The 17,893-nt window shown below is 69.5% G+C and carries 17 protein-coding genes; 11 read left to right on the plus strand and 6 right to left on the minus strand.

Going from position 1 to position 17,893, the window contains the following annotated elements:
* Nucleotides 1-60 precede the first annotated feature (60 nt).
* The 3 genes from HRC28_RS12145 to ccrA form a co-directional block, all read right to left on the minus strand.
* A complete protein-coding gene (locus HRC28_RS12145; protein WP_182380315.1) occupies nt 61-1,206 on the minus strand; it encodes an AI-2E family transporter in 1,146 nt (381 codons plus the stop codon).
* Nucleotides 1,203-2,456 carry a hypothetical protein gene (locus HRC28_RS12150; protein ID WP_182380316.1) on the minus strand — a complete coding sequence of 418 codons (1,254 nt, stop codon included), beginning with the start codon at nt 2,454-2,456 and terminating at the stop codon, nt 1,203-1,205. Before HRC28_RS12150 ends, HRC28_RS12145 begins: the two co-directional genes overlap by 4 nt.
* 199 nt (nt 2,457-2,655) lie before the next feature.
* Nucleotides 2,656-3,996: a crotonyl-CoA carboxylase/reductase gene (gene ccrA, locus HRC28_RS12155; protein WP_182380317.1), complete on the minus strand. Its 1,341-nt coding sequence runs from the start codon at nt 3,994-3,996 to the stop codon at nt 2,656-2,658.
* Between the two features lie 180 nt (nt 3,997-4,176).
* Here ccrA and HRC28_RS12160 point away from each other — a divergent pair, with 180 nt between their 5' ends.
* From HRC28_RS12160 to HRC28_RS12170, 3 genes are read left to right on the plus strand one after another with little or no spacing between them, the layout of a single operon-like run.
* Entirely contained in the window at nt 4,177-4,917 is a 741-nt protein-coding gene (locus HRC28_RS12160; RefSeq protein WP_182380604.1) for a 5-oxoprolinase subunit PxpA, read from the plus strand.
* Nucleotides 4,914-5,558, plus strand: coding sequence for an allophanate hydrolase subunit 1 (locus HRC28_RS12165; protein ID WP_182380318.1), 645 nt, complete (start codon nt 4,914-4,916; stop codon nt 5,556-5,558). The genes HRC28_RS12160 and HRC28_RS12165 overlap by 4 nt, the downstream gene beginning before the upstream one ends.
* Nucleotides 5,551-6,402, plus strand: a complete 852-nt coding sequence (locus HRC28_RS12170; protein WP_182380319.1) for a biotin-dependent carboxyltransferase family protein — start codon at nt 5,551-5,553, stop codon at nt 6,400-6,402. The genes HRC28_RS12165 and HRC28_RS12170 overlap by 8 nt, the downstream gene beginning before the upstream one ends.
* Before the next feature lie 162 nt (nt 6,403-6,564).
* On the opposite strand, the gene mce is transcribed toward HRC28_RS12170, so the two are convergent.
* A complete protein-coding gene (gene mce / locus HRC28_RS12175; RefSeq protein ID WP_202033323.1) occupies nt 6,565-7,008 on the minus strand; it encodes a methylmalonyl-CoA epimerase in 444 nt (147 codons plus the stop codon).
* A gap of 193 nt (nt 7,009-7,201) precedes the next feature.
* Between mce and HRC28_RS12180 the strand changes: the two genes are divergently transcribed.
* From HRC28_RS12180 to ispG, 5 genes are read left to right on the plus strand one after another with little or no spacing between them, the layout of a single operon-like run.
* A complete protein-coding gene (locus tag HRC28_RS12180; protein WP_182380321.1) occupies nt 7,202-8,401 on the plus strand; it encodes an acetyl-CoA C-acetyltransferase in 1,200 nt (399 codons plus the stop codon).
* Nucleotides 8,402-8,420: 19 nt separating this feature from the next.
* Nucleotides 8,421-9,398, plus strand: coding sequence for a methylmalonyl Co-A mutase-associated GTPase MeaB (meaB, locus tag HRC28_RS12185; protein ID WP_237111813.1), 978 nt, complete (start codon nt 8,421-8,423; stop codon nt 9,396-9,398).
* Nucleotides 9,399-9,408: 10 nt separating this feature from the next.
* Nucleotides 9,409-10,524: a 1-deoxy-D-xylulose-5-phosphate reductoisomerase gene (locus HRC28_RS12190; RefSeq protein ID WP_182380322.1), complete on the plus strand. Its 1,116-nt coding sequence runs from the start codon at nt 9,409-9,411 to the stop codon at nt 10,522-10,524.
* Nucleotides 10,460-11,905, plus strand: a complete 1,446-nt coding sequence (locus HRC28_RS12195; protein WP_346010502.1) for a site-2 protease family protein — start codon at nt 10,460-10,462, stop codon at nt 11,903-11,905. The genes HRC28_RS12190 and HRC28_RS12195 overlap by 65 nt, the downstream gene beginning before the upstream one ends.
* Before the next feature lie 49 nt (nt 11,906-11,954).
* Nucleotides 11,955-13,106, plus strand: coding sequence for a flavodoxin-dependent (E)-4-hydroxy-3-methylbut-2-enyl-diphosphate synthase (ispG, locus tag HRC28_RS12200; protein WP_182380323.1), 1,152 nt, complete (start codon nt 11,955-11,957; stop codon nt 13,104-13,106).
* A 4-nt stretch (nt 13,107-13,110) separates the two neighbouring features.
* On the opposite strand, the gene HRC28_RS12205 is transcribed toward ispG, so the two are convergent.
* Nucleotides 13,111-14,007, minus strand: a complete 897-nt coding sequence (locus HRC28_RS12205) for a homocysteine S-methyltransferase family protein (protein ID WP_182380324.1) — start codon at nt 14,005-14,007, stop codon at nt 13,111-13,113.
* Between the two features lie 103 nt (nt 14,008-14,110).
* Between HRC28_RS12205 and HRC28_RS12210 the strand changes: the two genes are divergently transcribed.
* Complete coding sequence (locus HRC28_RS12210; protein ID WP_182380325.1) at nt 14,111-14,956, plus strand: DUF4081 domain-containing GNAT family N-acetyltransferase; 846 nt, start codon at nt 14,111-14,113, stop codon at nt 14,954-14,956.
* A 10-nt stretch (nt 14,957-14,966) separates the two neighbouring features.
* Here the strand turns inward: HRC28_RS12210 and HRC28_RS12215 are convergent, their stop codons facing one another.
* Nucleotides 14,967-15,584: a TetR/AcrR family transcriptional regulator gene (locus HRC28_RS12215; protein WP_182380326.1), complete on the minus strand. Its 618-nt coding sequence runs from the start codon at nt 15,582-15,584 to the stop codon at nt 14,967-14,969.
* Nucleotides 15,585-15,730: 146 nt separating this feature from the next.
* Between HRC28_RS12215 and HRC28_RS12220 the strand changes: the two genes are divergently transcribed.
* Together HRC28_RS12220 and HRC28_RS12225 are read left to right on the plus strand one after the other, a co-directional pair.
* Nucleotides 15,731-17,482 (plus strand): FAD-dependent oxidoreductase, encoded by a 1,752-nt coding sequence (locus tag HRC28_RS12220; RefSeq protein ID WP_182380327.1) that lies wholly within the window; start codon nt 15,731-15,733, stop codon nt 17,480-17,482.
* A 34-nt stretch (nt 17,483-17,516) separates the two neighbouring features.
* Nucleotides 17,517-17,882: a hypothetical protein gene (locus tag HRC28_RS12225; RefSeq protein ID WP_182380328.1), complete on the plus strand. Its 366-nt coding sequence runs from the start codon at nt 17,517-17,519 to the stop codon at nt 17,880-17,882.
* Nucleotides 17,883-17,893 lie beyond the last annotated feature (11 nt).

Raw genomic sequence — 17,893 nt, forward strand, 5'->3', positions numbered from 1 at the left:
AATCCTGAGGCGGCAGCTTGCTGCCCGCGGGCTGCGCCGGAGACACGCTCGCCCCATCGGTCAGAGCGCGTCCTGCCGCTTCACCACGACCTCGCGGATGATCAGCAGGATCGCGGCCGCCACCGGGATGGCGAGCAGCGCACCCACGACGCCGAGGAGTCCGGCGCCGACGAGGGCCGCGATCACGATCACGGCACCCGGCAGGTCGACCGACTTGCTCATCACCCGCGGGTAGATCACGTAGTTCTCGACCTGCTGGTAGATCACGTAGAAGATCACGCAGGCGATGCCGGTCTTGAGGTCCGTGGCGAACGCGATCGCACACACGAGGACCGCGCCGATGGTGGCGCCGATCATCGGGATGACGTCGAGTACCGCGACGACGAAGGCCAGCGCGACGGCGTACTCGCGGATCTCGGTGAAGGACAGGAACAGCAGCGAGGAGATGCCGGCGCTGAGGGCGACGACGAAGGCCCCCGAGACGTACCCGCCGATGTTGTGGATCACCTTGTCGCCGAGCTTCGCGACCCGGTCGCGGCGCGAGGCGGGAGCCAACTTGTAGAGGGCGCCCGTGGTGGTCCGCAGCGAGGCGAGGAAGTACAGCGTCAGCACCAGGATGATGAACAGGTTGAAGAGTGCCGAAATGATCTTCAGCCCGACGCCGAGCACGCCGCCGAACAGGCTGGACAGGAAGTCGCCGTCCTCGATCTTCGACTGGATCTTGTCGATGACGTCGTACTCGCGGTTGAGGTCCTGGATCCGGTCGTTCTTCTTGAGTTCGTCGAGCCAGCCCGGTGCGCTGTTGGTGATCGCCGTGATCTGGTCGGTGATGACCGGGACGATGGCGACCAGGAACAGGCCCACCATCGCGAGCGCGATCACGATGACCAGGGTCACCGCGAACGAGCGCCGCAGGCCGCGGCGCTCGAGGAACTCCACCGACGGGTTCAGGCCCGCCGCGAGGAAGAACGACACCACGACCAGCATCAGCACCGAGCCGATGCCGAGGATCGCCTGGAACAGCCAGTAGGCGATCAGCGCGCCGAGCGCACCGACGAACCCGTAGTAGAACGGCGACCGGCGGTCGAACGGCTTGCCGGGTTGACCGTACGGCGGCGTGGCCGCCTCGACAGGGGCGGCGGGGTCGATTCCGGCGTGCTCCTGGACGCCGTCCTCGACCACGCCGTCGGTGTCAGGTGTGCTCAATTCTCGTCCTCGCCGAACCCGGCGACGAGGTCAGCGAGCGAGGAGAGCTGGGCCGTGATCGCGTCGCGGCGCTTGGTGAGGCGGTCGAGCTCGGCGCGCTTGGCAGCCACCTCGCGCTGGACCTCGGCGTCACCGCTGGCGGTGATGGCCTCGGCCTGGGTGCGGGCCGACACGACGATCTGCTCGGCCTCGCGCCGGGCGCGAGCGAGCAGGCCCTCGGACTCGACCTGGGCGGCCGAACGGTTCTCGGTCGCCTGCTTGCTGGCCTCGACCGCACGGGCCTCGGCCGCGGCAGCGCGCTGCTCGGACTCCTCGACGAGGCGGCGGGTCTCGGCAACGGCAGTGTTGTGGTGGTCGGTGGCCTCGCGAGCGAGGCGCTCCTTCTCCACGGCCAGCGCACGACGCGCCTCCTGGACCTCGCGGTCGGCGGCGGCGCGGGCCTGCTCGACCTCGCGCTGGGCCTGGCTGCGCTGCTCGGACGCCTCCTGCTGCGCGGCGAGGCGCAGCTGGTCGGCCTCGCGGCGAGCGGCCGCGAGGGTGTCCGCGGCCTCGCTCTTGGCGAGCGAGCGCTCCTGTTCGGCGTCGGTCAGCAGGCGGGTGCGGTTCTCCTCGAGCTCACGCAACTGGACCGCACGCATGTCGTCCGCCTCGCGGGCGGCTTCCGCGCGGATGGCCTTGGCATCGCGGGCGGCCTGCTCGCGGATCTCTGCGGCATCCGCCTCGGCACCGCCACGGATCTCGCTGGTCTCCTCCTCGGCCAGGCGCAGCATCGCGCTGGCGCGGCCACCGAGGCCGGCGTACGAGGGTGCTTCGCTCTCGGAGAGGTCGGCCTTGAGGCGGTTGACCTCCTTCTCGAGGTCGATCACGCGCTGCTCGGACTCGGTCAGGCTGGCGCCCAGCGTCGCCTTCTCGCTCGAGAGGGTGCGGATCTGCGCGTCCACGGCGTCACGGTCGTAGCCGCCCTTGCGGACGACCGGCAGGCCACCCGAGGACGGGGTGCCGGTGAAGCCGACGGGGCGCGCGCCGGCCGCGGCGGGGGGCGCCGCGGGCGATGCGGCGCGGGGGCGTGCCTGACCCGTCGTCTGGGCTGCGCGGGCGGGGGTGGCTGCCTGCGGGCGTGCTGCCGGAGCGGGGCTCACGGCGGGGATGACCTGCGTCGGCTCGTCTTCAGTGGCCTTGGTGCTCACGTGCTTGGGCTCCTGGCTGGTGTTCGGCTCGTCGTCGAAAATGGACAGACCCTGGTCGCTCATTTGAATGAGCCTCCCTGGCTCTCGATGCGGTTCGTGGGGGGACGCGGCCCATGATCCCCGATGAGCAAGGGGAATCCCAGCCCGCCCCGCCGGATCGGACCAGCATCACACGCGGGAAGGGCGAACGGGCCCGCGCAGAGCGCGAGCCCGTTCGTCGTGCGTGGTCGAGGAGGTCGCTCAGCGACCGTCTCGAGACCGATCAGATGCCGCGGAAGAGGTTGATCTTGTCGAGGTGCTTCTCGCGGAGCTCGCCGTTGCGGACGCCGAGACCCTCCTCGGGCGAGAGGGCGAGGACGCCGACCTTGCCCTGGTGGAGGTTCTTGTGGACGTCGAGGGCGGCCTGGCCGACGTTGTCGAGCGAGTAGACGCGCGACAGGGTCGGGTGGATCTTGCCCTGCGCGATGAGGCGGTTGGCCTCCCACGACTCGCGGTAGTTGGCGAAGTGGGAGGAAACGATGCGCTTGAGGTTCATCCACAGGTACCGGTTGTCGTACTCGTGCATGTAGCCCGTGGTCGAGGCACAGGTGGTGATGGTGCCGCCCTTGCGGGTGACGAACACCGAGGCGCCGAAGGTCTCGCGGCCCGGGTGCTCGAAGACGATGTCGATGTCCTCGCCGCCCGTGAGTTCACGGATCTTCTTGCCCAGGCGCAGCCATTCCTTGGGGTTCTGCTGGGTGTTCTCGTCGTTCCAGAACTTCCAGTTCTCCTCGGAACGGTTGATGACCAGCTCGGCGCCCATGTTGCGCACGATCTGGGCCTTCTCCTCATTCGAGACCACGCAGATCGGGGTGGCGCCACCGTTGAGGGCGTACTGCGTCGCGAAGCCACCCAGGCCACCGGAGGCGCCCCAGATCAGGACGTTGTCGCCCTGCTTCATGTTGCCGCCGTTCTTGGAGACCAGCTGGCGGTAGGCGGTGGAGTTCACCAGGCCGGGCGCAGCGGCCTCTTCCCAGGTGAGGTGCTCGGGCTTGGGCATGAGCTGGTTGGCCTTGACCATCGCGACCTCGGCGAGGCCACCGAAGTTGGTCTCGAAGCCCCAGATGCGCTGCTCGGGGTCCATCATCGAGTCGTCGTGGCCGTCAGCGGACTCCATCTCGACCGAGAGGCAGTGCGCGACGACGCGGTCGCCCGGCTTCCACTTCGTCACACCGGCGCCGACGCGGAGCACGACGCCGGACAGGTCGGATCCCACGACGTGGTACGGCAGGTCGTGGCGCTTGGTCAGCTCGGAGAGCTTGCCGTAGCGCTCGAGGAACCCGAACGTGGAGACGGGCTCGAAGATCGAGGTCCACACGGTGTTGTAGTTGATCGCCGACGCCATGACGCCGACGAAGACCTCGCCCGGACCGAGCTCGGGCAGCGGCACGTCCTCGACGTGCAGCGACTTGCGCGGGTCCTTCTCCTTCGAGGGCACGCCCTCGAACATGTTGACCTCGTCCTTGTGGACGGTCACGGCGCGGTAGGACTCCGGAAGGGCCAAACTCGCGAAGTCCTGCGAAGAGGCGTCGTCGGCGAGGATGGCGTCGAGGATGTGCTGCACGGTCGTTGTCTCCCTGGTTCTGAATTCTTGGGGTGGCAATCGCTAATTGGGCACGGCCGCCGCGAAGATTACCCATGAGTAACCGCAGGATGGGGCCTTCGTGACGGTTGTCTCAGTCAGCGCCCGGGCGCCCTTCACCTGTCGGCGGCTCTTCGATGGGCCACGATAGGCCCTGTGACGTTGCCACCGGGTTGCCCGTCCACGATCGACCTCAACGCCGATGTCGGCGAATCCTTCGGTCGCTGGCCGCTGGGTGATGACCGGGCGTTGATGCCGCACCTGTCGAGCGCCAACGTGGCCTGCGGATTCCATGCGGGCGACCCGCTCACGCTGCGGCGCACGTGTGCGCTCGCGGTCGAGCAGGGCGTGGCGATCGGGGCGCAAGTGGGCTACCGCGACCTCGCTGGCTTCGGGCGGCGGTTCATCGACGTCGCGCCGGAGGACCTCGAAGCAGACGTGCTCTACCAGTTGTCGGCCCTGGCCGGGCTGGCTGCTGCGGCCGGAGGTCGCGTCACCTACCTCAAGCCCCACGGTGCGCTCTATCACGCGGTGAGCAAGCACCCGGAGCAGGCGGATGCCGTGATCGCGGCGGTCGTCGCGTTCGGTGGACTGCCGGTCCTGGGCCTCGCTGGATCGGCTTTCCTGGACCGCGCGACCGCGGCGGGCCTGCTTGTCGTGGCTGAGGGCTTCGCCGATCGCGCCTACCTGCCGTCCGGTGGGCTGGTCCCGCGGTCCGAGCCGGGAGCGCTGCTCGTGGATCCTGCTGCCGTGGCTGCGCAGGCCGTCAGGCTGGCCTCATCCGGGGAGGTGCACTCGCTGTGCCTCCACGGTGACTCGCCGGGGGCTGCCGCTTCGGCCGCTGCGGTGCGGGCCGCACTGTCGGACGCCGGGATCGCGGTGGAGGCGTTCGGCTCGTCATGAAGGTGCTCCCGTACGGCGACCGCGGACTGCTGCTCGAACTGGCCGACACCGCCGCGGTGGTGGCGTGCGTGGATGCGTTGCGGGACCCCGCGCTGCTGGGGCGGGTCGGTGATCTGGTCGCGGACGTCGTACCCGGGGCTCGAACGGTGTTGCTCGTCGCTCGCCCGGGTGTCGGCCTCGACGCGCTGCGCGCGATGGTTCCTGACGAAACGCACCTTCAAAGGGCGGATTTCGGTGCTTTGGGCCAGGGACCAGCCCCGGAGGTCGTCATCCCGGTGCAGTACGACGGCCCGGACCTGGCGAACGTGTCGACCCACACGGGGCTGAGTGAGGACGAGGTCGTCGCCGCGCACACCGGCACGCCGTGGCGGGTGGCCTTCGGCGGCTTCGCGCCCGGCTTCGCCTACTTGGTCGGCGGCGACCCCCGGCTGCAGGTGCCGCGGCACGAGTCACCCCGGGCGAAGGTGCCCGCCGGCGCCGTCGGCCTGGCGGGGGAGTTCAGCGGGATCTACCCGCGGTCCTCGCCCGGCGGCTGGCAGCTGATCGGCCAGACCGACACCGTGCTGTGGGACCTGGAGCGGGATCCGCCTGCACTGCTCGGTGCTGGTGTGACGGTGCGGTTCGAGGCGATCGATGGCTGAGCTGGTCGTGCGCGCGCTCGGCGGAGCCTGCCTCGTGCAGGATGCGGGTCGGCCGGGGCACGCCGCGATCGGCGTCGGGTCCAGTGGCGCGGCCGATCGGTCGTCGTACCGACTCGGGAACCGGGTGGTCGGCAACGCCGACGGTGCGGCCTCGCTCGAAGTGACCCTCGGCGGTCTCGAGGTCGAGGCAACCGGTGTCGTGTGGGTGTGCGTGACCGGTGCCCCGGTGCCGCTCGACGTCGACGGACGCGCGGAACCGACGGGCGCCGTCCTGGCGCTTCGCCCCGGCCAGCGGCTCCGGCTCGGGACGCCGACGTCCGGCCTGCGCTCGTACCTCGCCGTACGTGGCGGCATCGCGGTGCCGCCGCTCCTGGGCTCCCGCGCCCACGACACCCTCGCCAGTCTCGGTCCGGCGCCGCTGTCCGCGGGCGATCGACTGCCGGTGGGCGACGCGATCGCGGGCGAGATGCTCGTCGACGCCGTCCCGTCGCAGTCGTACGACGACCGGCCGGTCCTGCGCGTCCTGCAGGGCCCGCGCGCGGACTGGGTCACGGATGCCGATCGGCTCGTCTCCGTGACGTGGCGGGTCGGGTCGGCCAGCGACCGCGTCGGGCTACGCCTCGAGGGCGCGTCCCTCACGCCGGTGGCCGAGCGTGGCCAGTTGCCGAGCGAGGGCGCCCTCCGTGGCGCGATCCAGGTCCCGCCGAACGGCGGACCCGTGGTGTTCGGACCCGACCACCCGGTGACGGGTGGCTATCCGGTGGTCGGTGTGGTCATCGACGCCGACACCGACCGGCTGGCCCAGCTCCGTCCCGGAGACGAAGTCCGGTTCCGCTGGGCCTGACGAGGTGCGTGGGTTTCTTACGCGAGGTGCGTGGGTTTCTTACGCGAGGTGCGTGGGTTTCTTACGCGAGGTGCGTGGGTTTCTCACCCGAGAGTGCGCAACTGACGCACGTCGACCAAGAAACTGCCGCACCTCGACCAAGAAACCCACGCACCTCGTGGGTCAGTGGGGGGCGGCGGAGGGCTCGACCAGTTCCACGAGCACGCCGCCGGCGTCCTTGGGGTGGATGAAGTTGATCCGGCTGTTGGCGGTGCCGCGCTTGGGCTCGGGGTAGAGCAGGCGCAGGCCACGCTCGCGCAGGATCGCGGAGACCTGGTCGAGGTCGGTGACGCGGTAGGCGAGCTGCTGCAGGCCGGGGCCACTGCGGTCGAGGAACTTGGCGATCGTCGACTCGTCGTTCAGGGGAGCGAGCAGCTGGATGCAGGAACCGGAGTCACCGACGGCGACCATGGCCTCGCGGACGCCCTGCTCCTCGTTGGTCTCCTCGTGCGCGACGACCATGCCGAAGTTGTCGCGGTAGAACGCGATGGCGACGTCGAGGTCGGGCACGGCGATGCCGACGTGGTCGATCGCGGTGAACAGGTGCTTCGGGAGGTCAAGGCTCATGGGACCCATTGTGCCGAAGTCCGGCGGACGCCCCGGCGCCTGTCCGGCTGTGACGAGTGCCTCAGCCGGCCGCGTTGAGACCCCTCCCACACGCACGTGACCCGCGAGTAGTGTTGATGAGGTTCGGCCGCACGTTTCCCCGAACGCATCGTCACCCTGTTCCTTTTCACACGGTTCTTTCACGGAGGCAGCAATGTCCGACAACCCCACCGTCATCGTCGCCGGGGCACGTACCCCGATCGGCCGCCTGCTCGGAGGGCTCAAGTCCTTCTCTGCTGCCGACCTCGCGGGCGTCGCCATCAAGGGCGCGCTGGAGAAGTCGGGCGTCTCGCCAGACCAGGTCGACTACCTCATCCTCGGCCAGGTTCTCCAGGCCGGTGCGGGCCAGAACCCCGCCCGCAGCGCCGGTATCGCCGGTGGCCTGCCGCTGAGCGTCCCGTCGATCACGATCAACAAGGTCTGCCTCTCGGGCATCAACGCGATCGCGCAGGCCGACCAGCTGATCCGCTCCGGTGAGGCCGAGATCGTCCTCGCCGGTGGCATGGAGTCGATGACCAACGCTCCGCACCTGCTCCCCAAGAGCCGTGAGGGCTTCAAGTACGGCGACGTCGCGCTCGTCGACTCGATGGCCTACGACGCGCTCTACGACCAGACCACCACCCAGGCGATGGGCAACCTCACCGAGGCCGTCAACGCCGAGCGTGACAACCCGCTGAGCCGCGAGGAGCAGGACGAGTTCTCGGCCCGTTCGCACCAGCTCGCCGCTGCTGGTCAGAAGAACGGCGTCTTCGACGACGAGATCGTTCCCGTGAGCATCCCGCAGCGCAAGGGTGACCCGGTCGTCATCAGCGCCGACGAGGGCGTGCGTGGCGACACCACGGCCGAGTCGCTCTCGGGCCTGCGTCCCGCGTTCTCCAAGACCGGCACGATCACCGCTGGCTCCGCCTCGCAGATCTCCGACGGTGCCGCCGTCGTCGTCGTGACGAGCAAGAACAAGGCCCAGGAGCTCGGCCTGCCGATCCTTGCCGAGATCGTCAGCCACGGCCAGGTCGCCGGCCCCGACTCCACCCTCCAGCTGCAGCCGGCCAACGCGACGCAGAAGGCCCTCGACAAGGCCGGCCTGACCGTTGCCGACCTCGACCTGGTCGAGTTCAACGAGGCGTTCGCCGCTGTCGGCATCGAGTCGGCTCGCGCCCTCGGCATTCCGGAGGAGAAGGTGAACGTCAACGGCGGCGCCATCGCCATCGGTCACCCGCTGGGTGCCTCGGGCGCCCGCATCACCCTCCACCTCGCGCTCGAGCTCCAGCGCCGCGGTGGCGGCGTCGGTGCCGCGGCGCTGTGTGGCGGTGGCGGTCAGGGTGACGCCCTCGTCATCCGGGTCCCCTCTGCCTGACGAGTCAGACAGGAACGCTTTGCCTGACGTAGGCATTCAGGGCGGCCGCCGCGGTGTCACCGCGGCGGCCGTTCCTGCATTGGTGGAGAAGGCCCGCGAAGGCGATCCGCGGTCGGTCGGCCGGCTGGTGTCGCTCGTCGAGGACGAATCGCCGCTGCTGCCGGAGCTGACCAGGGTCCTCTCGCCGTACGCCGGGCACGCCCGGATCATCGGCCTCACCGGCTCGCCCGGCGTCGGCAAGTCGACGTCCACCAACGCGCTGATCGGTGAACTGCGCAAGCGCGACCAGCGGGTCGCCGTACTCGCTGTGGATCCGTCGTCGCCGTTCTCCGGCGGGGCGCTGCTCGGCGACCGGATCCGGATGGGCGACCACGTCCTGGACCCCGGGGTCTTCATCCGCTCGATGGCGGCCCGCGGGCACCTCGGCGGACTGGCCTGGACCACCCCGCAGGCACTACGCGTCCTGGACGCGGCGGGCTTCGACGTCGTCCTCGTGGAGACGGTCGGCGTCGGTCAGAGCGAGGTCGAGGTCGCCGGCCAGGCCGACACCACGATCGTGCTGCTCGCCCCCGGCATGGGCGATGGCATCCAGGCGGCCAAGGCCGGGATCCTGGAGATCGGCGACGTGTACGTCGTCAACAAGGCCGACCGTGAGGGCGCCGAGAAGGTGCGTCGCGACCTGCGCTCGATGCTCGGCCTCGCCGAACGCCGCGACGGCGCCTGGCAGCCGCCGGTCCTGAAGACCACCGCCTCGACCGGTGACGGTGTCGTGGAAGTCGTCGACGCGATCGAGCAACACGGCGACTGGCTGCGCGAGAGCGGCGAGCTCCAGCGCCGGCGCGTCCGGCGCGCCCGCAACGAGATCGAGACCCTCGCCCTGACCGCGCTCCGGCGCCGGTGGGGGACCGTGGGCGAGGGCGACCGCCTCGACGAACTCGCGAAGGCGGTGGTGGCCGGTGAGACCGACCCCTACGCCGCCGCCGACAGCCTCCTGTGAGGATGGCGCCATGGACCAGGGTGTGAAGGACGTCGTCATCCTCGGGTCGACGGGATCCATCGGTACCCAGGCCCTGGACCTCGTCCGGGCCAACCCGGACCGGTTCCGTGTCGTCGGACTGACTGCGGGCGGCAGCAACCCCGACCTGTTCGAGAAGCAGGTCGCGGAGTTCTCTCCGCGCTTCCACGGGCTGGGCGAGGAGGCGAGCGTCGACGCCGCGCAGGAGACCTGCGATGTCGTCCTCAACGGCATCACCGGTGCCGTCGGGCTGCGCCCCACCCTGGCCGCTCTCGACGCCGGCACCACGCTCGCGCTGGCCAACAAGGAGTCGCTCGTCATGGGCGGCCCGTTGGTGCTGGAGCGCGCCAGGCCGGGCCAGATCGTGCCCGTCGACTCCGAGCACAGCGCGCTCGCGCAGTGCCTGCGGGTCTCGACAGGCTCGACCAACGGCTACCACGACGTACGACGACTGGTGCTCACTGCCAGCGGCGGACCCTTCCGCGGGCGGACCCGCGACCAGCTCACGTCGGTCACGCCGGAGGAAGCCGGGAACCACCCGACCTGGGACATGGGTCCGGTGATCACCATCAACTCCGCGACCCTGGTCAACAAGGGCCTCGAGGTGATCGAGGCGCACCTGCTCTTCGGCATTCCGTACGACCGGATCGAGGTCGTGGTGCACCCGACGAGCGTCGTGCACTCGATGGTGGAATTCGTCGACGGCTCGACCCTGGTCCAGGCCAGCCCGCCGACGATGCTGATCCCGATCGCCCTCGGCCTGTCCTGGCCGGACCGGGTGCCGGACTCCGCGCCCGCCGTCGACTGGACGAAGCCGGAGACGTGGGAGTTCTTCCCGCTCGACAACGACGCGTTCCCGGCCGTCGCGCTGGCCCGCGCCGCGGGAGCCCGCGGCGCCACCGTGCCGGCGGTCTACAACGCCGCCAACGAGGTCGCCGTCGAGGCGTTCCGCACCGGCCGGTTGCCGTTCACCGGGATCGTTGACGTGGTCGCCAGCGCGGTAGCCGCGCACGACGTACCCTCGGGTGAGCAGCTTTCCCTCGATGACATCCTCGCGGCCGACGCGTGGGCGCGGGACGCCGCAGCCCGATCCATCGCCGCTTCCTGACCGCAAGGACCTGATCGCCCGCATGACCGTTCTGCTCTACACCCTCGGCGTCCTGATCTTCTTCACTGCGATCTTGGCGTCCATCGGCCTGCACGAACTCGGGCACATGATCCCGGCGAAGAAGTTCGGCGGGAAGGTCACCCAGTACTTCATCGGCTTCGGGCCGACGGTGTGGAGCAAGCAGGTCGGCGAGACCGAGTACGGCGTCAAGGCGATCCCGCTCGGTGGCTACGTCAAGATCGTCGGGATGCTGCCCCCGGCTGCGGCCGACCTTGCCGACGAGGTCGAGGTGGACGCCGACGGCAACGAGGTGTTCAAGGTCCGCAAGTCCAACACCGGCATGTTCACCCAGCTGATCTCGGACGCCCGTGCAGCCGAGTGGGAGCTGGTCGGTCCGGAGGACCACGACCGCCTCTTCTACCGCTTCCCGTGGTGGAAGAAGGTCATCGTGATGGCCGGTGGTCCGAGCGTGAACATCGTGATCGCGTTCCTGATCTTCGCCGGGGTGTTCGCCACCTACGGCAACGGGAGCGACAACGTCGTGGAGACGACCGTCGACGAAGTCCACGCCTGCGTGGTTCCGCCGTCCGAGGACGGGCGGGCCTGCACCGCCGAGGAGGTCCAGACCTCCCCGACGCCGGCCTACGCGGCGGGAATCCAGAAGGGCGACCGGATCGTCTCCTTCAACGGCGCCCGGGTCACCGACTGGGACCAGATGCAGGGCCTCGTCCGGGCCAACAAGGGCGACAAGGCGACGATCGTCATCGAACGCGACGGCGTCGAGCAGACGATCACCACCAACACGACGGTGACGCCCCGTTTCCTCAAGTCCGGTGACACCGAGACCCAGGAAGTGGGCTTCCTCGGCGTCAGCCCTGAAAGCCACGCACGTACGGGCGGTGTCTTCTACACGATCGGCCAGATGGGCCACATGACGGTCGACGTGGCCAAGTCGCTCGCCACCCTGCCCGAGAAGGTGTGGGGCGTGGCGAAGGCGATCGTCGGGGTCGAGGAGCGTGATCCGCTCGGCCCGGTCAGCATCGTCGGCGGCGGCCGTCTCGCCGGTGAGGTCGCGTCCCACGACGAGATCAACGTCCAGGACAAGACGGTGTCGTTGCTGATGCTGATCGCCGGCTTCAACTTCTTCATCGGCATGTTCAACTTCGTGCCGCTGCTGCCCCTCGACGGCGGTCACATCGCCAGTGCGCTGTGGGAGGGAATCCGCCGCGGCTGGGCGAAGGTCTTCGGGCGCCCCGACCCCGGCTACGTCGACGCGGCCAAACTTCTCCCCATTGCGTACGTCGTCGCGAGCGCCCTGCTCGTCATGGGCGTCGTGCTGATCGTCGGCGACCTCGTCGTACCGCTCCACCTCGAATCCTGACGCCTTCCCCGAAGCGGCCACGCTGTGCCGTGGAAGTAGTCTTGAGGCCATGACGTCGATCAGCCTGGGCATGCCGGAAGCACCCCCGCCGGTACTGGCTCCGCGCCGGACCACCCGCCAGATCAATGTCGGCAAGGTCGGCGTCGGCAGCGACCACCCGGTGTCGGTCCAGTCGATGACCACGACGCTCACCTCGGACGTCAACACCACGCTGCAGCAGATCGCCGAACTGACGGCTGCAGGATGCGACATCGTGCGCGTGGCGTGCCCCAGCCAGGACGACGCGGACGCGCTGGCGGAGATCGCCCAGCACAGCCAGATCCCCGTGATCGCGGACATCCACTTCCAGCCGAAGTACGTCTTCGCCGCGATCGACGCCGGCTGTGCAGCGGTCCGCGTCAACCCCGGCAACATCAAGAAGTTCGACGACCAGATCAAGGAGATCGCGAGGGCCGCCAACGACCGCGGCACCTCGATCCGGATCGGGGTCAACGCGGGTTCGCTCGACAAGCGACTGCTCGAGAAGTACGGCAAGGCCACGCCCGAGGCGCTCGTCGAGTCCGCGGTGTGGGAGGCCAGCCTGTTCGAGGAGCATGGCTTCCGTGACTTCAAGATCTCGGTCAAGCACAACGACCCCGTCGTGATGGTGCGCGCCTACGAACTTCTCGCCGAGGCGGGGGACTGGCCGTTGCACCTCGGTGTCACCGAGGCGGGCCCGGCGTTCCAGGGCACCATCAAGTCGGCGACCGCCTTCGGTGCCCTCCTCTCGCAGGGCATCGGTGACACCATCCGCGTGTCCCTGTCGGCCCCGCCGGTCGAGGAGGTCAAGGTCGGCATCCAGATCCTGCAGTCGCTCAACCTGCGCCCCCGCAAGCTCGAAATCGTCTCCTGCCCGTCCTGCGGCCGCGCCCAGGTCGACGTCTACACGCTGGCCGAGCGGGTCACCGCCGGCCTCGAGGGCCTCGAGGTGCCGCTGCGCGTGGCCGTCATGGGCTGTGTCGTCAACGGCCCCGGTGAGGCCCGTGAAGCCGACCTCGGTGTCGCCTCCGGCAACGGCAAGGGCCAGATCTTCGTCAAGGGCGAGGTCATCAAGACCGTCCCCGAATCGATGATCGTGGAGACTCTCATCGAAGAGGCGTTGAAGCTCGCCGAGTCGATGGAGCCGGTCGAGGGCGCCGAGCCGTCGATCTCCGTGTCCTGACGACTCAGACGCCCCACATGGCCGCGACGTGCCGTGCATCGGTGCCGCAGCAGCCGCCCAGCACCTCGAGGTTTCCGAACGCATCGATCAGCGGCTGCTGATCGATGGCGAGCTGCACCGGGTCGCCCTCGTCGAGCACCTCGGACTCGTCGAGTTCTGCATGCGTCATCGTCGAGGCGTTGACCCGCAGGCCACCGATCCGCTCACGCCACGCAGCGCCGTCGAGCTCGTCGAAGCCGGCGAGGATGTGCGTCGGGTGGGCGCAGTTGATGACGAAGTACGCCGGCGTCGCGACCGCGTCGACAGCCGCGACCGCCTCGGACAGGCGAGTGCCGTCAGGCAGGCGCCCGTCGGTCTCGACCGTGAATCCGATCCCGATCGGGATCCCCACGTCGGCCGCGGCGCGCGCCAAACCGATCGCCTCGCCGACCTCCGTCAGCGTGAGGACGCACGCACGAGAGGCACCGGCGGAGGCGAACGAAGCCAGCTGGGGCCGGTGGTAGTCGGCGGCCGCATCGGGTTCGACCGGTCCGGCAGAGGCGTAGCCATCGCCCCGCGGACCGACCATCCCGCCCACCGACCAGCCGACCAGGTCGGCCTCGCGCTCGCGGGCCAGCCCGGTCATGAACTCGACAGCCGTCCGGTTCACGCGGTCGAGCCCGGCGGCGTCGTACCCGAGGAGGGTGGCGTGGTCGGGATTCGCGCGCCACGTGGGCGTCTCGAGCAGAAGTGGGGCTCCTGCCCGGACGGCGATGTCGACGTACGCGCGGTAGTAGTCAGTGAGGGCTGCGCGGCCCTCGACGCTGTCCAGCAGTGGGAATGCGGCGAACTCGGGGAGCTCGATCCCGCGCAGGAAGAGCAGGTCGGTCTCCAGACCGCCGTCGGTGACATGTCGGGTCATGGGGCCCTCCTTTCGGCAGGTCGGGCCCCGAGAACGCTCGACCTTGGCTTTGTAGCACGCCAACCGTCAGTGCCAACAGGGCTCGTGCCCTACGCTCGATGGCGTGTTGACCATCCGACACGGCGTTCGCGTCCTCGCGAGCGCTGACCTCCCTGCCTTCCTGGAGCTCGCGAACCAGGATCCGGTGGTCAACGTGTTCGCGGTGCACCGCGCCCACACCACGCGTCTCGAACCACGCTGGCTCGGTGGCGAGATGTGGGGCCGCTTCGAGGACGGCCAACTGGTCGCTGCCTGCCACGCCGCCGCCAACATGGTGCCGGTGCAGGCCGGTCCCGACGATGCGCGTGCCTTTGCCGAGCGTGCGCTCACGCGGCGTCGTACGGCCTCGACGATCGTGGGACCACAGGACGCGGTCCGCGAGATCTGGGGCCAGGTCGGCCCGCACTGGGGCCATCCGCGCGACATGCGATGGGACCAGCGACACCTCGCCATCGACACGGCACCGGCCATTGCGCCGGACCACGGCGTCCGCGCCGGGGTGCGTGACGACCTGCTGACGCTCTATCCCGCCTGCGTCGCGATGTACACCGAGGAGGTGGGCGTCTCGCCGGAGGCCGGAGGAGCCGGCGACCTCTACCGCGCCCGGGTGGCCCAGTTGATCGGACGCGCCTGGTCGTTCGTGCGGTACGACGGCGACGAACTCGTGTTCAAGGCGGAGGTTGCCTGTGCGACTCCGGACGCCGCGCAGATCCAGGGTGTCTGGGTGCCGGCGCACCGCCGCGGCGAGGGCCTGGCGACCGCCGGTATGGCCGCGGTCGTCCAGCAGGTCCGGGCCCGGATCGCGCCGACGGTGTCGCTCTACGTGAACGACTGGAACGTGCCGGCGCGGAAGGCCTACGAGCGGGTGGGGTTCGTCGAGACCGCACGCTTCGCCACCGTCATGTTCTGACCCTGCCGGGTCAGGCACCGATCCGGGGGAGTCCGTTCCACAGCAGGCGGGAGGCGATGTCGGTGACCTCGTCGAGCGTCGCGACCGGATGGTCCTGCCACCATCGTGCGACGCCGTCGACTCCGGTGATCAGGAGTTCGACGACCACGGCGGACTCGGTCGACCCGGCGAGGACGCCTGAGCGGGCAAGGTCCGGGGCGAGCATCATCGCGACCGCCTGCGCTCGCGCCGTGCGGTAGGCAGAGATCACCTGGTCCAGATCTGCATCGCCGGTCGGGATCGGGTCGACCAGGAGTCGCCGCGCCGCCGGCCGTTGCCGGGCGAACGAGAGATAGGCCGTGACGGTGGAACGCAACCGGTCCGATCCGGCGCCTTCGCCCGTGATTCCGGCGCCGACCTCGGCGAGCATGGCGGCGTTCTGGCTGTCGAGCACCTGGACGTAGAGCTCGCGCTTGGACTTGAAGTGGTCGTAGAGGACCGTTCTGCTGACGCCCGCGGCCGTGGCGATCTCACCCACCGACGAGGCGTCGTACCCGCGGTCGGCGAAGACCTCGACGGCGGCGGCTTCGATGCGCTGGCGTCGGGCGGGCGCGGTGAGCCGGCGCCGTACGGTCCCGGTGGTCGTCACGCGGTCTCCTTCTCGCGGGGAGGGCAAACCCACAGTGGTGTCGGAACGGCTGGCGTTCCCCCTTGACCTTCTGTGGCCTCAGTCACAATACTCGCCTTCAACAGTTACCGACACCACTGTCGGTTGTCGTCGTGGGGAGTTCATCAATGTCGCAGCGTCTCGATCGCCGTACCTTGCTCTCGTCCTCGGTCGCGGTGGGTGCCGGTGCGGCGCTGGCCGGGGTCGGCCTGGCGCCGGCCTTCGCGGCCACGCCCGGCAAGAACGCCGTCGTGCTGGGCGGTGGCATGGCCGGACTGACGGCCGCCCACGAGCTGATCGAGCGCGGTTTCTCGGTCACGGTGTTCGAGCCGACCGCCTGGGGCGGCAAGGCGCGCAGCATCCCGTTCGCCGGCACCGGCAGTGGTGGTCGGGCGGACCTGCCCGGCGAGCACGGCTTCCGGTTCTTCCCCGGCTTCTACCACCACGTGCCGGAAACGATGCGCCGCATTCCCTTCGGCTCCGGCACCGTGGGCGACAACCTGGTCGCGGCCACCGGCGGCAAGTTCCTGCGCGGCGGCGACCACGCCGATGCGTTCGTGTTCGGCATCGGCCCCGACCCGGTGTCGCTGCTGACGGTCGATGGCCTGCGCCGCTACCTGCTGGACAACCTGGGCGGTCACGCGGTCCCGCCCCACGAGCTCGTGTACTTCGTCGAGCGCCTTCTGGTGTTCCTCACGAGTTGTGACGAGCGTCGGCTGGGCCAGTGGGAGAAGGTCAGCTGGTGGGACTTCGTCGGCGCGGCCAAGCGCTCGGGGCCGTACCAGAAGATTCTCGCCGCCGGCCTGACGCGCAACCTGGTGGCGGCCAAGGAGACCATCGCCAGCACGCGGACCATCGGCAACATGGGAGAGGCCTTCGTCTACAACATCATGGGCCGCGGCAACGACGGTGCCCTGGATCGGGTCCTCGACCTGCCGACCAATGAGGCATGGATCGATCCGTGGGTGACCTACCTGCGCGGGCTGGGGGTGCGCTTCGTGGGAGGCCAGCGCCTGGTCCGCTACGAGGTCGCTGCCGGCCGGATCGTGGCCGCAGTGCTCGCTGACGCCAACGGCGCGACGAGCCGGGTCGAGGCGGACTGGTTCGTCAGTGCGATGCCGGTCGAGCGCGTCCTGCCGACCCTCACGCCGGACGTCCTGGCGCTCGATCCCGGGCTGAAGGGCCTCGCGAAGCTGCAGACGGACTGGATGGTCGGCATCCAGTTCTTCCTGCGAGACCATGCCGACCTCACCAAGGGCCACATCACCTTCATCGACTCGCCGTGGTCCCTGACCGCGCTGACCCAGGGGCAGTTCTGGGAGGACCGGACGATCTCGCGTGACTACGGCGACGGCGAGGTCGTCGACGTCCTGTCCGTCGACATCTCGAACTGGGACGCGCCGGGAATCCTCTACGGCAAGCCCGCCAAGCAGTGCAGTCGCCAGGAGATCGCCGACGAGGTGCTGGCGCAGATCCGCGACCACCACACCATGGGCGACCTCCTGCCGGAGGGCATCATCCACTCCTGGTTCCTCGACCCGGGTGTGCAGTGGGACGCCGGCACCCTGCGCAACATCAACGAGACCCCGCTGCTCGTGAACACCGTGGACTCCTGGAAGAGCCGGCCGACGGCGCGGACGAAGATCCCGAACCTGTTGATGAGTGGTGACTTCGTGCAGACCGACATCGACCTGGCCACGATGGAGGGGGCCAACGAGTCGGCACGCCATGCCGTGAACGCGATCCTCGACGAATCGCGCTCGACCGCGGCGCAGGTGAAGACCTTCCGGCTCTACGACCCGCCCGAGTTCAAGCTCCTCAAGCAGACCGACAAGCTGCTCTACAAGCTCGGGCAGCGCAACCTGCTGGACGTCATCTGAGCGACCGCGAGGTGCGCGCTGCCATCATGGCGCCATGAGCCTTCCCAGCAGCGCCAAGGTCGTGACCGGTGCGTTCGTCGTCAGCGGCACCGTCCACCTCGTCAAGCCCGAGGTCTTCGAGCCCTTGATGCCGGCGTGGGTGCCGCGCCACCGCGAGGTGATCATCGGTTCGGGTGTCGCAGAACTGGTCTGCGCCGCCGGAATGCTGCATCCGCGCACCCGCAAGCTCGCGGGCTACGCCAGCGCAGCGCTCCTGCTGGGCGTCTTCCCCGGAAACGTGCAGATGGCCCTCGACGCCCAACGCGGTGACAACTCCGCGTTGAAGGCGGCGTCCTGGGCGCGGCTCCCGCTGCAGCTCCCGATGATCCGCGGCGTCCTCAAGGCCGCGCGCTCCGCCTGAGCGTTACTGGT

The sequence above is a fragment of the Nocardioides sp. WS12 genome, assembly GCF_014108865.1.
GTDB lineage: Bacteria > Actinomycetota > Actinomycetes > Propionibacteriales > Nocardioidaceae > Nocardioides.

Bases quoted from the DNA above. Each gene is read 5' to 3' on its own strand.
- HRC28_RS12150 (WP_182380316.1), bottom strand. From the start codon at position 2,456: ATGAGCGACCAGGGTCTGTCCATTTTCGACGACGAGCCGAACACCAGC.
- HRC28_RS12165 (WP_182380318.1), top strand. From the start codon at position 4,914: ATGAAGGTGCTCCCGTACGGCGACCGCGGACTGCTGCTCGAACTGGCC.
- HRC28_RS12170 (WP_182380319.1), top strand. From the start codon at position 5,551: ATGGCTGAGCTGGTCGTGCGCGCGCTCGGCGGAGCCTGCCTCGTGCAG.
- mce (WP_202033323.1), bottom strand. From the start codon at position 7,008: ATGAGCCTTGACCTCCCGAAGCACCTGTTCACCGCGATCGACCACGTC.
- HRC28_RS12180 (WP_182380321.1), top strand. From the start codon at position 7,202: ATGTCCGACAACCCCACCGTCATCGTCGCCGGGGCACGTACCCCGATC.
- HRC28_RS12190 (WP_182380322.1), top strand. From the start codon at position 9,409: ATGGACCAGGGTGTGAAGGACGTCGTCATCCTCGGGTCGACGGGATCC.
- HRC28_RS12195 (WP_346010502.1), top strand. From the start codon at position 10,460: ATGACATCCTCGCGGCCGACGCGTGGGCGCGGGACGCCGCAGCCCGAT.
- ispG (WP_182380323.1), top strand. From the start codon at position 11,955: ATGACGTCGATCAGCCTGGGCATGCCGGAAGCACCCCCGCCGGTACTG.
- HRC28_RS12205 (WP_182380324.1), bottom strand. From the start codon at position 14,007: ATGACCCGACATGTCACCGACGGCGGTCTGGAGACCGACCTGCTCTTC.
- HRC28_RS12220 (WP_182380327.1), top strand. From the start codon at position 15,731: ATGTCGCAGCGTCTCGATCGCCGTACCTTGCTCTCGTCCTCGGTCGCG.
- HRC28_RS12225 (WP_182380328.1), top strand. From the start codon at position 17,517: ATGAGCCTTCCCAGCAGCGCCAAGGTCGTGACCGGTGCGTTCGTCGTC.